We start from the raw sequence: 14384 nt of genomic DNA, 5'->3' as shown, positions 1-14384 counted from the left end.
CGGCGGCCCCGGTCCTCCCCCGACCCCGACGGGGTCGCCGCCTCCCCACAGGAGAGGAGAGCGCGGTGCGACGGGTGTACAGCGGCGACGGGCCGGTGGCGTACTGGCGTCCGGTGGACGGAGCGCGGCACGCGATGCTCCCGACCGAACGACCGCACCCCGGTCAGCAGCGGAAGTCCTTGTGCGGCGAGGACATCACCATCACCAAGGCCTCCCCGGAGGACTGGCTGGCACCGACCTGCGCGGCCTGCTGGGACGCCGCGCGCACCCGCCGCGACGTTGCCGCCGCTCAGCGCAACGCGCCCGCCGTCAGGCCGCGGACCAAGTAGCGCTGCAGCAGCAGGAAGCCGACGACCACGGGCAGGCTCACCGTCAGCGACGCGGCCATCACCTCGTTCCAGTACACCGACGACTCCGTCGAGTACTCCCGCAGCCCCACCGCGAGCGTCCGCGAACCCGCGTCGGTCAGGACCGAGGCGAACAGCGCCTCCCCCCACGCCGTCATGAACGCGTAGATCAGCACCGCCGCGATGCCGGGCTTCGCCGCGGGCAGCACCACCCGCACCAAGGTGCCGAGCACGCCCGCCCCGTCGATCATCGCCGCCTCGTCGAGGTCCGCGGGCACCGTGTCGAAGTAGCCGACCAGCATCCAGATCGAGAACGGCAGCGAGAACGTCAAGTACGTGACGACCAACCCGATCAGGTTGCCCTGCAACAGGATTCCGGTCGCCTGGCCGATCGAGGCGTAGATCAGGTACAGCGGCAGCAGGAACAGGATGCCGGGCAGCATCTGGGTGGACAGCACCGCCGCCCGGAACAGGTCCCGGCCGGGGAAGCGGTAGCGGCTCACCGCGTAGGCGGCGGGCACCGCGACGAGCACCGACAGCACCGCCGAGCTCGCCGCCACCACGGCGCTGTTCGCGAAGTACTCCGCCAAGTCCACTGTGGACCACATGGTGACGAACGCGCCGCCGGTCACCCGCGACGGCCACCAGGTGAACCCGTCCCGCACGTCCTCCAGCGGCTTCAGCGCGGTGAGCGCCATGACGCACAGCGGCAACGCGGTGAACAGCCCCAGCCCGCCGAGACCGGCGACCCGCAGCACCCGCAACCCGCGCGGTTCACGTCGCACGCCTGCTCCTCGAAGTCAGGGCGAGCGACAGCGCGACCACCACCAGCAGGAACAGCAGCAGCACCGTCGACATCGCCGCCCCCAAGCCGAAGTTCCAGGTCAGGAACGAGCTCTGGTACACGTGCACCGAGATCAGGTTCGCCGCCTGCGGCACCGACTCGTCGAACAGCACGTACGGCACGGTGAAGTCGTTGAACGTCCACAGGAACAGCACCAGCACCAGCACGCGCGCCACCGGCCGCAGCAGCGGCAACGTGATCAGCCGGAACCGCTGGGCCGCACCGGCGCCGTCCACCTCGGCCGCGTCGTAGAGCTCCGCCGGGATCGACTGCAGGCCCGCCATCAGCGCCAGGAACGCGAACGGCCACAACCGCCACACCGCCGTCACCACCAGGCTCAGGAACGCGTTCTGCCCCAGCAGCCAGAACTCGCCGCCACCGAGGCCGACCGCGCCCAGCGCCGCGTTCACCGCGCCATCACCGCGATCGAGCATGAACTTCCACACCAGCGCCGCCGTGTACACCGGCAGCGCGTAGGGCACCAGGAACAGGCCGCGCACCAGCAACCGGCCGCGGAACGGGCGCTGCAACAACGTCGCCGCCGTCAGGCCCAGGCCGAACGACAACGCCACCACCAGCACCGAGAACGCCGCCGTGACGCCGAACGAGCGCAACAGCTCCGCGCCCACCGCACCGTCGAAGTCCACGGCGACGCGGTAGTTGTCCAGCCCGGCGTTCGGCGCCGACGTCCAGTCCCGCACGAAGAACTGGTTCAGCTCGTGCAGGCTCATCCACAGCCCGCCGAGCATCGGCAGCAGGTGGACCAGGACCTCGAACACCACCGCGGGAGCCAGCAGCAGGTACGGCACCGACGGTCCGCACGGGACGCGGTGCGACCGCGTGGTCACCCGCTCCCCCCGGCGGCGCGCATCTGCTGCTGCGCCCGCGCCAGCTCGGCGCGCACCTGCTCGCGCCCCACCGGGCGGCCCGTCGCGGCGCGGGCGAACAGGTCGCGCACGGCGGCACCCACCGTCGTCTCGAAGCGGCTCTCGTCGGGGATCATCGGCACCGGCACCGACTCGCGGGCCAGCAACCGGCCGAACACCGCAGCGTGACCGGTGGAGAACTCCGGCTCGGAGTAGGCGTCCTCGACCACCGGCAGGCTGCCGTAGCTGCGGCTGAGCTCGACCTGGGTGCGCCTGCTGGTGAGGAACTCCACGAGCCGCAGCGACTCCTCGCGGCGCGGGCTGTCGCGCAGCACGGCGACGTTGCTGCCGCCGACGTGGCTGCGCACGGGCGAGCCGCCGGGCGGCAGCGGATCGGGCAGCGGCAACGGGAACACCCCGACATCCTCTGCCGCCATCCCGCTGTCCACAATGGCCGGAAGGGCGCTGTTCTGGGCGATCAGCATCGCCGCTCGCCCGGCGGTGAACTCCGCGACGGACTCCGGGGCCGAACCCGTCTCGGCGTCGTCCGCGCGCACCACCCGGTTGCGGCTCATCAGCTCCACGTAGCGCAGCACAGCCTCCACCGCCCGCGGCGTGGTGAACGTGGCGGCACCGCGCTCGTCGATGAACCGGGCGCCCTGCTGCATCCCGAACAGGAACGCGAAGTGCGCGTTCTGCGTGTAGCTCGCGGCGGGCACCGTCAACCCCGCGCGGCCGCCGTCGGTGAGCCGACCGGCGACGTCGAGGAATTCCGCCCAGCTCTCCGGAATCCGCGCGATCCCCGCTTCGCGGAAGCGCTGCTTGTCGTAGAACACCGCGTACGACAACCCGTACAACGGCACCGAGGCGGGCGGGCGGCCGGGCATGCCCGCCGAGCTCATGCTGCTCGCCAAGAACCGGTCACGCCCGCCCAGGCGATCCAGCAGCGCCTCGTCGAACTCGACGAACGCGCCGGTGGCCTGCAACGAGGCCGACCAGGTGTTGCCCAGGTCCACCACGTCCGGACCGGTCCCGGAGGTCGCCGCGCCCAGGATGCGGTTGAGCAGGTCGTTCCACGGGATCACGTCGACCTCGACGGGAATGCCGGTGTCGCGGGTGAACCTGGCCAGCTGGGCGCGCAACACCTCCCGGTCCTGCGCGGTGCTCGCGCCTTGGTTGCTCGCCCAGTACACGAGCCGGCGCGGCTCGGTCCCGCACCCCGCGAGCGCGCCCGCCAGCACCAGCACCACCAGCGCCAGCACCGGGCAGCGGGCGCGGACCCGATCGCGCGGGGCCTCGCTCGAACGTGGGAACACCGTTGTCTCCTCGTTCTGGCCGTGCTCACCTCACCCGGAGCCGCCCGCCGTGCTCGCCCGCGGGATCAGCACGCGCGGCGGCACGTCCAGGTCGTCGGCGGCACCGGTCTCGATCAACTCCAGCAGCAGGTGCACCGCCGCCGCGGCATCATCGGCGACGTCCTGCGACAACGCCGTCACCGGCGGGGTCACCACCCGGCACAGCATCGAGTCCTGCCAGGACAGCACCGCCAGATCGGCGGGCACCCGGACGTCCAGTTCCGCGGCGCGGGCGACCGCGGCCACTGCCATCAGGTCATTGTCGTAGACGATCGCCGTCGGCGGCGGATCCGCGGCGAGAAGTCGCCAAGTGGCTTGCGCCGCACCGGTTTCCGTGGGATCGGCCTCGACCTTCACCAGGTCGGTGCCGAGCCGCTCCCGCACCCGCGCGCGCAGCAGCGCGTTGCGCCGTCGGGTGTGCTCCAGGTCGAAACCGCCCTGCACGTGACCGATGCGGGTGTGGCCGAACTCGGCCAGGTGCTCCACCACGGCGCGGACCTCGTCGGCCACGGCGAAGCGCAGCACCGCCACGTTCGGCACCCGCTCCTGCTCGCCGATGACCACCGCGGGCAGCGCCAGCTCGCGCAGCAGCGGCACCCGCGGGTCGGCGGTGCGCAGGTCGGTCACGATCACGCCGTCGACGCGGCGCTCCGCCGCCCACTGCCGGTAGGTCCCGAGCTCGGCGTCCTCATCGGAGGTCAGCGCCACGTTGAGGACCAGGCCGTACTCGGCCAGCGCGGACTCCATACCCGCCAGCCAGTTCACCATGGACGGTTCGGCGCGGATCTCCTGCGGCGGGCGCGCCAGCACCAGGCCGATCGTGCCGGTGCGGTCGGCGGCGGGCGTGCGCGCCGGGCCCGCCGCGTCCCAGCCGAGCTGGGCGGCGACGTCGAGGATGCGTTCCCTGGTGGCCGCCGACACCCCGGCACGGCCGTTGAGCGCGTAGGACACCGCGGCCTTCGACACGCCCACGTGGCGCGCGATGTCGATGATGGTGGGCCGTTTCACCGTGGATCCCCTCGTAGCCGTGCAGCGAGACGCCAGCGTAGCGAAACGACCCCGCCGCCGACCCCGTGATCGCCCACCCCGAAGCGGACCTGTCGCGTTGTGGACGACTCCCGCAATGTCGCGAGAAATTGAGCCACCCGACCGAGGCGAAACCTTCCCCCACCGACCGCGAGACCTCTCCCGAGCAGCCAGAACAGTTGTCCACATGCGGTGTCCGACACGCCGGGGTCCGTCAATCTCTCGCGAAATCGCGGACCCGGGGACGTCGGGTCAGCCGAGGTCTTCGAGCAGGGGTTCCGCGGCCTCGGTGACGACTTCGGACGCCTCCGAGTAGCTCTTCGAGGACGGCTGGGTGGACAGCAACGCCACCGCGTAGCGGCGGTCCGGGCCGATCAGCCCGGCGCTGTGCACCGCGCGGCGGCCGTGCTCGCAGCACATCCAGCCCGCCTTCACCGCCACCGGCCGCTTCGACTCCTTCAGCCCGAAGCCCTGGTCGAACCCCTCGGCCGCCGTGCGCGGCGCCGCGTCCAGCGACCCGAGGATCAACGAACGCTCCGCCTCCGGCAGCGTCGGCACCTGCCCCAGGACCGTCGCCACGTCCCGCGCGGAGGTCTCCGTATCGCCCCAGTTGCCCGCAACCGCGGGAGGCCGGGTCCGGGTGAGCCCGTAGCGGACCGCGAGCCGCGAAATCGCGCCCGCGCCGTCGAACCGGTCCCACAGCGCGTTCATCGCGGCGTCGTCGCTGACCGCCAGCGAGCGGCGGATCAGGTCGACGTCGGCGCCCGAGACGGGCATGCCTTCCGAGCGGCGACGCGCCACGTCGACGGCCACGAACAGCTTCGACAGCGACGCCGTGCCGATGCGGTCGTCCGCGTGCTCACCACCGACGACCTCACCGGATTCGCGATCCAGCACCGCCACCGCGACGGTGCTGCCGGAGAGCTCGCCGGCCTCCGAATCGACCTCGCGGACCAGGTCGCGCACCACGGGATTCGGGTGCGCTCGCGGCGGATGCGCCTGCGGCTTCGGGTACCCCGCGCGGGACACCCACCACGGGCCGGAGTCGGCGTCCGCCGTGCTGCTGCCGACGGTGGAGCCGCAGGCCGCGCCGAACAGCACCACCACCAGGAACAGGCAACCGAGCACCACCGACCGCGGACGAACTCGTGCGGGCGTGTGCCAACGACCGGAATCATCCATGAGGAGCTCATAACGTCGAGACCCGGCGGGAAGCTCCGGGTCATCGAACGTGCCTCCCGGACCGTAACGCCGTCACCAGCTCGATCGCAGGACTCAGCCGCCCTTGCGGTTCTCGCCCAACTCCTGCTCGATCGGGTTCGCCGGTGCCTCGCGCTCGTGCTCGGCGACGCCCGGCCGGACGTGCTGCCGGGCCTGGCGCGCCTTGTCCGCATCGGACTGGCCCTCTTCGTCGGCCTTGTCCAGCGGCACCGAGCGCACCACCTCGGTGAGGTTCTCGTACTCCGCCGGCGGCATCGCCCGCAGCGCGTTCACCGTGCCCTCGTCCGCGCCGTTGTCGCGGGCGTGGTCGAGCAGCTGCTGCTTGTCCGCCGGGAAGTCCACCGCCGACAGGGACTTCTGCACCGTCTCGCGCGTCGTGGTCATGTTCGGCTCCCTCGTCGTCAGCTCGCGGCGTAGCGCAGGACCGCGCCGATCCCCTCGGTCAGCTCCACCTTCTCCGGATCGACCAGCACCAGGTCCGCATCGGTGCCCGCCGCCGCCCACACCACGGCTGCGCTGGCCGGGGCGTGGCCGGGGCTGGAAACCCCCATGTCGGTGAGCTCCCGCTCGTCGAGCGCGACCTGGTTCGGCACCGGGCCCACGTGCAGCCACGACACCGAATCCGGGCGCCCCCACAGCACCGTGCGGACCTGTCCCCGCTGCAACGCCTCGACCACCGGGCGCCAGCCTTCGACGGCCCGCTCCTGCCTGCCGCGCTGCTGCTCGAACTCGCGCACCGCGTCGTCCACGTGCGCGGTCACCGCCGAGTCCACCGTGTCGGCGACCTCCCGTCGCAGGCCCTCGCCGGAGGCGTTGCGATCCGGGTAGCCGGTCTCCGTCTGCACCGTGCGATCCCGCACGCCGCCGGGCAGGTTCTCGTGCACCAGCTTGCGCTGCTTCGGATCACCCGCGAGCACCACGACCTCGGCACCGACCCGCATGGCCTGCTTGCCGATCTCCTCGGCCGCTTCCTTCGCGTTGTGCAGCCACTGCTCCTCCACGGCGTTCTGGAAGCGCTGCTCGTTCTCGTCGTTCGTGCCGGTGCGCGCCTTGTGCACCGGGTGGTCGCCGCCCTGCACCTTGCGCGTGCGCGGCTCGGCGCCCGCCGCGACGATCGTGAGCTCCGCTTCGACGTGGTCGACCAGCGCCACCACGTGCGGGATGCGCGACGCGCGCAACCGCAGGTACGGCAGCAAGTGCGGCAACGTCCCGAAGTGCACCTTCTCGTCGTCGGCGGCGTCGGTGGGCGGCTGCGGCAGCTCCTCCCCGAACACCACCTCGCCACCCGTGGCGACGAGGACCTGCCCGCGCTGGCCGATGCGGTACTCGTGGCGGTCCACGGTCTCGTCGAGCGCGCGCAGCGTCTGCTCGTCCGCGCCCGCGCTCGCGAGCTGCTCCCTGGCCGAACGCCAGCGCAGCTGCACCGCCTTCGCCGCGTCCTCGGCGTCCGCCGAAGTGTCCAGGTACACGGTCGCGAACGGTCCTTGATATCCGTAGACGTCTTGCAGGAACGCGAGTTTCATCGACCACTCCTCTGCTCACGCGCTGCGCGCTTGTGCCCGGTGCTTGCCCTCCGCGATCTCTTCGACGACCTTCGCGCAGAACGCGGGAAGGTCATCCGGGTTCCGGCTGGTCACGAGGCCGGAGTCCACGACCACTTCCTCGTCGACCCACTCGGCGCCGGCATTGCGCAGATCGGTGCGCAGGCTCGGGTAGGACGTCATCCGGCGACCGCGCACCACGTCGGCCTCCACCAGCAGCCACGGGGCGTGGCAGATCGCGGCGACCGGTTTCTGCTGCGCGAAGAACTCCCCGGCGAACCGGACCGCGTCCGGAACCCGGCGCAACGCGTCCGGGTTCGCCACCCCGCCGGGCAGCACCAGCGCGTCGTACTCGTCCGGCGCCGCCTCGGTGACGATCTTGTCCACCGGGAACGTGTCGGCCTTCTCCAAGTGGTCACGACCCTGCACCGAACCGGCTTGCAGCGAGACCAGCTCCGGGCGGGCCCCCGCCTGCTCCACGGCTCGCCACGGCTCGGTCAGCTCCACCTGCTCAATGCCGTCCTGCGCCACCAGGAAAGCGACCTTGGCACCGTTCAGGTCCGCGCTCATCACTCACACCTCCCACGGGGGACGCGGCGGGACGTCCGTGCCTCGCCGCTCTGCCGTGCCCTACCCGGCGCACCCCGGCGGCAAACCGCGGGTGGAGGCGAGCGGACCGCGGAGCGAGACCGGTGGAGATCTGGCGGGTCGCATCGTGACCACGGGCCCGGACCGGCGGTTAAGGTGACCGGGCCAGCCACGATCAAGGAGCCGGACCATGCGCCCAGGCGACACCGTCGACGACTTCGCCCTGCCCGACCAGCACGGCACCGAACGCAAGCTCTCCGAGCTGCTCGGCAACGGCACCGTGGTGCTGTTCTTCTACCCCGCGGCGATGACCTCCGGCTGCACCGCGGAGAGCTGCCACTTCCGCGACCTGTCCGCGGAGTTCGCCGAGCTCGGCGCGCAACCCGTCGGCATCAGCACCGACACCGTCTCCAAGCAGGCCACGTTCGCGCAGACCCACTCGTTCGACTACCCGCTGCTGTCCGACCGGGAAGGCGTCGTGGCCCGGCAGTTCGGCGTGAAGCGCCGCTTCGGCCCGCTCCCGGTCAAGCGCCACACCTTCGTCATCGGCGCCGACCGCACCGTGCTGGAAGTCGTGCGCAGCGAGTTCAACATGGCCTCCCACGCCGACACGGCCCTGACCTTCTTGCGGGAGAAGCGCAGCGCCTGAGCGGCCGCGTTTTTCCCGGCACGTCCCCCGGGTAGTGCTGGGGCGTGCCGGTACGGGAGGCAGCGCGCGAAGGCGCGGGCCACCCGGGACGGCACGCCCCACCACCGCGACCGTGCCGGGCACCGGCGCCACCGGCCGCACCCGCGCCGGGCGGCGCGTCCGACCGGGAGTTCGCCGCGTCCGGCACCGTCGAGACCGGGCCGCGGCCGGAGTGCAGGCTGCTCACGGGTGCCGGTCGTCCGTGCGTGCTCGTCGGCGGCGACCCGTCCGTGCTGCGGCCTGGTGCGGAGGTCGTCGTGCGCGGCAGGCCCGACCCGAGCGTGCCCGCCTCGTGCGGGCACGGGCCGACGCTGCGGGTCCTCGACGCCATGCCGAAATGACCGGGCCGCTCACTTCGGCGGGTCGGCGCAGGAGGGGTTCAGCAGCTTCTGGATCTCCGGAGTGTTGATGTTCTCCTTCGTGACCACGGTCGAGCCGGTGTTCGTCTCCGGGCTGCCCTGCTGCTCGCCGCGGATCTCCTCGATCGCCGAGTTCACCGAGGCGAATCCCATCTTGAACGGGTTCTGCGCGATCAGACCCGTGATCACGCCCTCCTCCAGCGAGTCGATCTGACCCTCCGAGGTGTCCCAGCCGATGATCTTGATCTCGCCCTGCTTGCCCGCTTGGCGCACCGCCTCCGCCGCGCCCAGCACGCTCGGCTCGTTGCCCGCGTAGATCCCGTTGAGGTTCGGGTTCGCCGTCAAGATGTCCTGGGTGACCTGCAACGCCGTGTTGTAGTCGCTGTTCGACGATTGCCGCGCCACCAGCTTCAGCCCCGGGTTCTTCGCCAGCCCGCGCTGGAAGCCCTCCGCGCGCGTCTCGTTCGTGCTGGTGCCCGGCAGGAACTCGATGAACGCCACCTCGCCCTTCCCGCCCAGCTGATCCGCGAGCAACTGGGTGCCCTGCTCGGCGGCGGCCACGTTGTCGGTGGCGAACACCGGCACCTCCGGCGGCTGCGGAGTCGTGCCCGAGTCCATGTTCACCACCGTCGTGCCCTGCTGCCGCGCCGACTTCGTGACCTCCGCCAGCGCCTTCGCGTCCGTCGCCGCGAACACCAGGCCCTGCACGCCCTGCGCCAACGAGTCCTGCAGCAGGCTCTGCTGCCCGCTGACGTCGTCCTCCGAGGTCACCCCGTCCCAGTGGACGTTGACGTTCGGGTGCTTGGTGGCCGCGCACTCGGCGCCGACCCGCACCTGCTCCCAGAAGTCGAAACCGATCGCCTTCGGGATCACGGCGAGCCGGATCGTGTCGCCCTCCTGCGCGTTCACCCCGGTCGGCCTGCGGACCTCCAGGCTGCACGCCGAGGACGTCAGCAGCACCGCCAGGCACAGCAGCGGAAGAACCTTCTTCATCGCAGCGAACTCCCTCGTTCCCGAGCTCAACCGGCGTCGCCGGCGAGCTTGCGGCGCTGGTAGAAGTCCCACCACACGGCCAGCCAGATGATCACGCCGATGAGCACGTTCTGGTAGAAGGTGCCGATGTTGAGCTGCACCGCGCCGTTGCGGATCACCGCGACCAGGAACGCGCCGATCAGCGAACCCCACACCGTGCCGCGCCCGCCGAACAGGCTCGCGCCGCCGATCACGACCGCGGCGATCACGTCCAGCTCCAAGCCCTCACCGAAGTTCGGCTGGCCCGAGTTGATCCGCGAGGCGGCGATCATGCCGCCCAGCCCGGCCAACATGCCCGACACCACGTACACCCAGGTCGTGTGCTTGCGGACCGGCACGCCGGACAGCCGCGCCGCCTCCGAGTTCGACCCCATCACGTACGCGTAGCGGCCCAGCCTCGTCCGCGTCAGCACGATGTGGCCCGCGACCGCCACGATCAGGATCAGCAGCACCGGCACCGGCACCGGCCCCAGCACGCCCTGCCCGAGCAACCGGAACGACTCCGGCGCGCCGAACACCGCCACCGCGCCCGTCGCGATCAGCACCAGGCCGCGCGCCACGCTGAGCATGCCGAGCGTCGCGATGAACGGCGGCAACCCCACCGTCGACACCAGCAGGCCGTTGACCAGGCCCGCCGCCGCGCCGACGACGATCCCGCCGAGTATCCCGAGCAGCGGGTTGAAGCCGAAATCCGCCATGAGCATCACGCCCAGGACCCCGGACAGCGCCGCCACCGACCCCACTGACAGGTCGATGCCACCCGTGATGATCACCAGCGTGACGCCGACCGCCATCACCGCGTTCACAGAGGTCTGCGACCCCAGGTTGAACAGGTTGTCCGCCGTCAGGAACGACGGCGCCACGATGGACAGGACGATGAACACCACGATCAGCGCACCGGCCGCCGCGACCTGCGAGATCGCCCCCGACAACCGATCCGTCAGCCCGCCGAGCGCGCCCGCGCCGCCCGCCTTCGTCGCGGTCGCGGTACCGCCACCGCCTTCCGGTGCGGCCTGTTCGTCCTTCCCCGGCTGATCGCTCACTGGCCCTCCTTCGCTCCGGTGGCGAGCGCTACGACGCGTTCCTCGGAGAACTCCGCGCGCTCGACCTCACCCGTGATCCGGCCCTCGCGCAGCACGAGGATCCGATCGCACATGTTCAGCAACTCCGGCAGATAACTGGAGATCAGCACGATCGCCTTGCCCTGCGCGGCCAGCGCGTCGAGCTGGCTGAACATCTCCGACTTCGCGCCCACGTCCATGCCGCGACCGGGCTCGTCGAAGAACAGCACCTCGGCCTCGGTCTGCAGCCAGCGCGCCAGCACCACCTTCTGCTGGTTGCCGCCGGAGAGCGCCTGCACCGGCCTGCCCACCCACGGCACCCGGATGTTGAGCCGATCCCGCTCCTGCTCGGCGATGCGGCGCTCCGCGCCCAGGTCGATCAGTCCCGAGACCATCGGCAGCTTCGCCAGCGTGATGTTCTTGTCCAGGCCCAGCTGCAGCGCCAGCCCGTCCGCCTTGCGGCTCTCGGTGAGGTAGCCGATGCCCGCGGCGATCGCGTCCGCCGGGCCGCGGATCTTGAGCTGCGCCCCGTCCAGCGACACCACGCCCGCGTCGGGCGGTTCCGCGCCGAACACCGACCTGGCGAGCTCCGTGCGGCCCGCTCCGACCAGTCCCGCCATGCCGACGATCTCCCCGGCGCGCACCTCGAAGGACACGCCGCGCACCGCGTCGCCCCTGCTCAGCCCGCGCACGCTCAGCCGCACCGCGCCCGGCTCCGCGTAGGTGCGCGGGTACAGGTTCTGCACGTCGCGGCCCACCATGAGCGTCACCAGCCGCGACTCGTCGAGCTCGGCGACCGGGCGGGTCGCCACCACCGCTCCGTCGCGCAGCACCGTGACCCGATCCCCGATCTCGAAGATCTCGTCCAGGCGGTGCGAGATGTAGAGCACGCCGATGCCCTGCGCGGTGAGCTCGCGGACGATGCCGAACAGCTCCTCGGTCTCGCGCTCGGTCAGCGTGGCGGTCGGCTCATCCAGGATGAGCACCTTCGCCTGCACCGCCAGCGCCTTCGCCAGCTCCACCCGCTGCTGCTCGGCGGTCGACAACCGGCCGACCTTCCTGGCCGGGTCGACCCGCAACCCGACCTTGGCCAGCAGCTCGCGGGCCGCGCGGCGCTCCTCGGAGCGCGCGATCCAGCCGCCGCTGCCCGGCTCGTGGCCGATGAACAGGTTCTCCGCCACCGACAGGTCCGGGGCCAGCGCGAACTCCTGGTGCACCATCGAGATCCCGAGGCGCCGCGCCGAGGCAGGCCCCTGGTAGGTGACCTGCTCGCCGTCGACCTCGATCCGGCCGGAGGACGGCGGCTCCACCTGCGCGACCAGCTTCATCAACGTCGACTTGCCCGCGCCGTTCTCCCCGGCCAGCACGTGCACCTCACCGGCCCGCACGTCGAGGTCCACATCGGACACCGCGACGACGCCGGGGAATCGTTTGCTCACAGCGGAAAGCCGAACCACTGCACGCTGCTGCACCGAACCCGCATCATCCGAACCGGGTTGCAAGGATTGCGACACGCCGCCTCCCTCGATCTTCATGATCGCCCGCCGCAGCGGTGCGCCGGAGCATACTCACAACATCACACGCTCGAAAGGCTTGCAGCGAAGCCAAGAAACCGATTACCGATCGTTGCACGCGAACGGCTGCAGCGACATCCGCGAACGCCGCAACCACGACCTCCGTAAGCTCGACGGGGCCATCGCAGTAATCCAGAGGGGGACGAAACGTGCAGCCGCTGCTGGCCAGCGAACCGGACAGAGTCGGTGATTACCGCCTGCTCGCGCGGATCGGCGGGGGCGCGATGGGAGCCGTGTACCTCGCGCGCTCCCGTGGCGGCCGCGGCGTCGCGATCAAAGTCGTGCGCCCGGAGCTCGCCGACGACGGCGAGTTCCGCGAACGGTTCCGCCGCGAAGTCGACATGGCCCGCTCCGTCGGCGGGTTCTGGACCGCCACCGTCATCGACGCCGACACCGAAGCCGCCCAGCCGTGGCTGGCCACCGAATACGTACCCGGCCCCACCCTGCACCGGGCCGTCGCCGACCACGGACCGCTGCCGGAGCAGACGGTGCGCACCCTCGCCGCCGGCCTCGCCGAAGCGCTCGGCGCCATCCACCGGGCCGGACTCGTGCACCGCGACCTCAAACCCGGCAACGTGCTGCTCGGCCCCGACGGACCGCGCGTCATCGACTTCGGCATCTCACGGGCCATGAGCAGCAGCAACCTCACCGCCACCGGGATCTTCCTCGGCACGCCCGGCTTCTTCTCCCCCGAGCAGACCGTCGGCAGCGACGTCGGGCCGCCCAGCGACGTGTTCTCGCTCGGCGCGGTGCTCATGTTCGCCGCCACCGGCGCCGGGCCCTTCGGCAACGAGAACACCGCCGCCATGCTCTACCGCGTCGTGCACAACGAACCCGACCTCAGCGCGCTGCCCACCGGGCTGCGATCGCTCATCGGGTCCTGCCTGGCGAAGGAACCCGCCGACCGGCCGACCCCGGCGGCGCTGCTCGACCAGGCAGGCGAATCCTCACCGCAGAACGACAGCTGGCTGCCCGCCGAGATCACCGCCGTGATCACCGAGCACACCGCGCAGCTCAAGCAGGCCTCCGAAGCCGCCCCGCTCGCGCCACCCGCCGCCGCGCCCACCCCGCCACCGCGCACGCAGCGCGGCGGCTCGGACTGGTCGGCCGCCCCCGCCGCACCGGCGAAACCGATCATCCCGTCCCGGCCGAAACCCACCGCGCAGCAACCCAACCCCGGCACCGCCGCGCCCGCGCGCATCGCCCCCTCCCGGCCCGAACCACCCGCCGAACGCGTGCGCGGCGACGGACCCGGCCCCGTGTTCGCGCTCGGCGGCCGAGTCGGGGCGCTGCTGTCCGCCGCGATCATGTTCGGGCTGATCTACCTCGTCGTCGAAGTCAGCCGGAACAGCAGCCCCAGCGCCGACATCTGGGCGCTGGCCCAGTTCGGCATGGTGCTGCTGACCATCAGCGCCGCGCTGTCGCTGGGCAAAGCGCTGCTGCCGAGCCTGCGGCTCAAGGTCAGCGGCGAAGGACTGCGGATCTCCCGCGCCGGGCTCGCCAGGGAGATCCCGTGGAGCCAAGTCAGCCGCGTCGCCGTCGTCGGCAGCGGCAAGCGCCAATCCGTGACCGTCTGGACCCGGCCCGGCGCCCCCGCGCAGGGCTGGCGGATCTGGAACCCGACCCGGCCCTACCACGGCGGCGTGCGCCTGTACCCGATCGGCGCCGCCGGCGGCCCCATCACCCGGCGCCAAGAAGGCCGCCGAGTCCGCCAAGCGCTCCAGCAGTACAGCCGAGGAACCTACGACGACCGGATGGTTTGACGTGTGCGCGGTTGGAGCCGGTCGTTTTGCTCGGGTGACCGGGTAGCGGAACCTCAGTCGGTCTGTCGCTGCGGGATCTTTTTCCCAAGTGGCTCCGCCACGAGGGAAAAAGCTGTCCT

The 14384-nt window shown here is 71.5% G+C and carries 15 protein-coding genes; 4 read left to right on the top strand and 11 right to left on the bottom strand.

What is annotated here, in order from left to right:
- The first annotated feature begins 65 nt into the window (after window positions 1–65).
- Window positions 66–329 (top strand): HC3 family zinc finger protein, encoded by a 264-nt coding sequence (locus tag BJ969_RS07050; protein ID WP_184478021.1) that lies wholly within the window; start codon window positions 66–68, stop codon window positions 327–329.
- On the opposite strand, the gene BJ969_RS07045 is transcribed toward BJ969_RS07050, so the two are convergent.
- The 8 genes from BJ969_RS07045 to BJ969_RS07010 form a co-directional block, all read right to left on the bottom strand.
- Complete coding sequence (locus BJ969_RS07045) at window positions 290–1132, bottom strand: carbohydrate ABC transporter permease (protein ID WP_343071274.1); 843 nt, start codon at window positions 1130–1132, stop codon at window positions 290–292. The genes BJ969_RS07050 and BJ969_RS07045 overlap by 40 nt on opposite strands.
- Window positions 1122–2039 (bottom strand): carbohydrate ABC transporter permease, encoded by a 918-nt coding sequence (locus BJ969_RS07040; protein ID WP_343071273.1) that lies wholly within the window; start codon window positions 2037–2039, stop codon window positions 1122–1124. Before BJ969_RS07040 ends, BJ969_RS07045 begins: the two co-directional genes overlap by 11 nt.
- Entirely contained in the window at window positions 2036–3373 is a 1338-nt protein-coding gene (locus tag BJ969_RS07035) for an extracellular solute-binding protein (protein WP_184478020.1), read from the bottom strand. The genes BJ969_RS07040 and BJ969_RS07035 overlap by 4 nt, the downstream gene beginning before the upstream one ends.
- A gap of 30 nt (window positions 3374–3403) precedes the next feature.
- Window positions 3404–4420 (bottom strand): substrate-binding domain-containing protein, encoded by a 1017-nt coding sequence (locus tag BJ969_RS07030; RefSeq protein ID WP_184478019.1) that lies wholly within the window; start codon window positions 4418–4420, stop codon window positions 3404–3406.
- 270 nt (window positions 4421–4690) lie between these two features.
- Window positions 4691–5620, bottom strand: a complete 930-nt coding sequence (locus BJ969_RS07025) for a serine hydrolase (protein WP_184478018.1) — start codon at window positions 5618–5620, stop codon at window positions 4691–4693.
- A gap of 93 nt (window positions 5621–5713) precedes the next feature.
- The gene (locus BJ969_RS07020; protein WP_184478017.1) at window positions 5714–6043 is read right to left on the bottom strand and encodes a DUF2795 domain-containing protein; all 330 of its coding nucleotides are present in this window, start codon (window positions 6041–6043) and stop codon (window positions 5714–5716) included.
- Window positions 6044–6060: 17 nt separating this feature from the next.
- Window positions 6061–7182, bottom strand: a complete 1122-nt coding sequence (locus BJ969_RS07015; RefSeq protein WP_184478016.1) for a baeRF2 domain-containing protein — start codon at window positions 7180–7182, stop codon at window positions 6061–6063.
- Between the two features lie 15 nt (window positions 7183–7197).
- Window positions 7198–7770 (bottom strand): type 1 glutamine amidotransferase domain-containing protein, encoded by a 573-nt coding sequence (locus BJ969_RS07010; RefSeq protein WP_184478015.1) that lies wholly within the window; start codon window positions 7768–7770, stop codon window positions 7198–7200.
- A 208-nt stretch (window positions 7771–7978) separates the two neighbouring features.
- On the opposite strand from BJ969_RS07010, the gene BJ969_RS07005 reads away from it, so the two are divergent.
- Both BJ969_RS07005 and BJ969_RS07000 read left to right on the top strand, forming a co-directional pair.
- Entirely contained in the window at window positions 7979–8437 is a 459-nt protein-coding gene (locus BJ969_RS07005) for a peroxiredoxin (protein WP_184478014.1), read from the top strand.
- 44 nt (window positions 8438–8481) lie between these two features.
- Window positions 8482–8817, top strand: a complete 336-nt coding sequence (locus BJ969_RS07000) for a hypothetical protein (RefSeq protein WP_184478013.1) — start codon at window positions 8482–8484, stop codon at window positions 8815–8817.
- 9 nt (window positions 8818–8826) lie between these two features.
- Here BJ969_RS07000 and BJ969_RS06995 read toward each other — a convergent pair whose 3' ends face one another.
- The 3 genes from BJ969_RS06995 to BJ969_RS06985 are packed head-to-tail and all read right to left on the bottom strand — an operon-like array spanning window position 8827 to window position 12367.
- Entirely contained in the window at window positions 8827–9828 is a 1002-nt protein-coding gene (locus tag BJ969_RS06995; RefSeq protein WP_184478012.1) for a substrate-binding domain-containing protein, read from the bottom strand.
- A 26-nt stretch (window positions 9829–9854) separates the two neighbouring features.
- A complete protein-coding gene (locus tag BJ969_RS06990; protein ID WP_343071272.1) occupies window positions 9855–10910 on the bottom strand; it encodes an ABC transporter permease in 1056 nt (351 codons plus the stop codon).
- Window positions 10907–12367: a sugar ABC transporter ATP-binding protein gene (locus BJ969_RS06985; protein WP_343071271.1), complete on the bottom strand. Its 1461-nt coding sequence runs from the start codon at window positions 12365–12367 to the stop codon at window positions 10907–10909. Before BJ969_RS06985 ends, BJ969_RS06990 begins: the two co-directional genes overlap by 4 nt.
- A 284-nt stretch (window positions 12368–12651) precedes the next feature.
- Between BJ969_RS06985 and BJ969_RS06980 the strand changes: the two genes are divergently transcribed.
- Window positions 12652–14265 (top strand): protein kinase domain-containing protein, encoded by a 1614-nt coding sequence (locus BJ969_RS06980; protein WP_184478010.1) that lies wholly within the window; start codon window positions 12652–12654, stop codon window positions 14263–14265.
- Window positions 14266–14384 lie beyond the last annotated feature (119 nt).

The organism is Saccharopolyspora gloriosae, assembly GCF_014203325.1.
Classification (GTDB): domain Bacteria; phylum Actinomycetota; class Actinomycetes; order Mycobacteriales; family Pseudonocardiaceae; genus Saccharopolyspora_C; species Saccharopolyspora_C gloriosae.
This window is presented reverse-complemented; position numbering and strand designations above follow the sequence as displayed.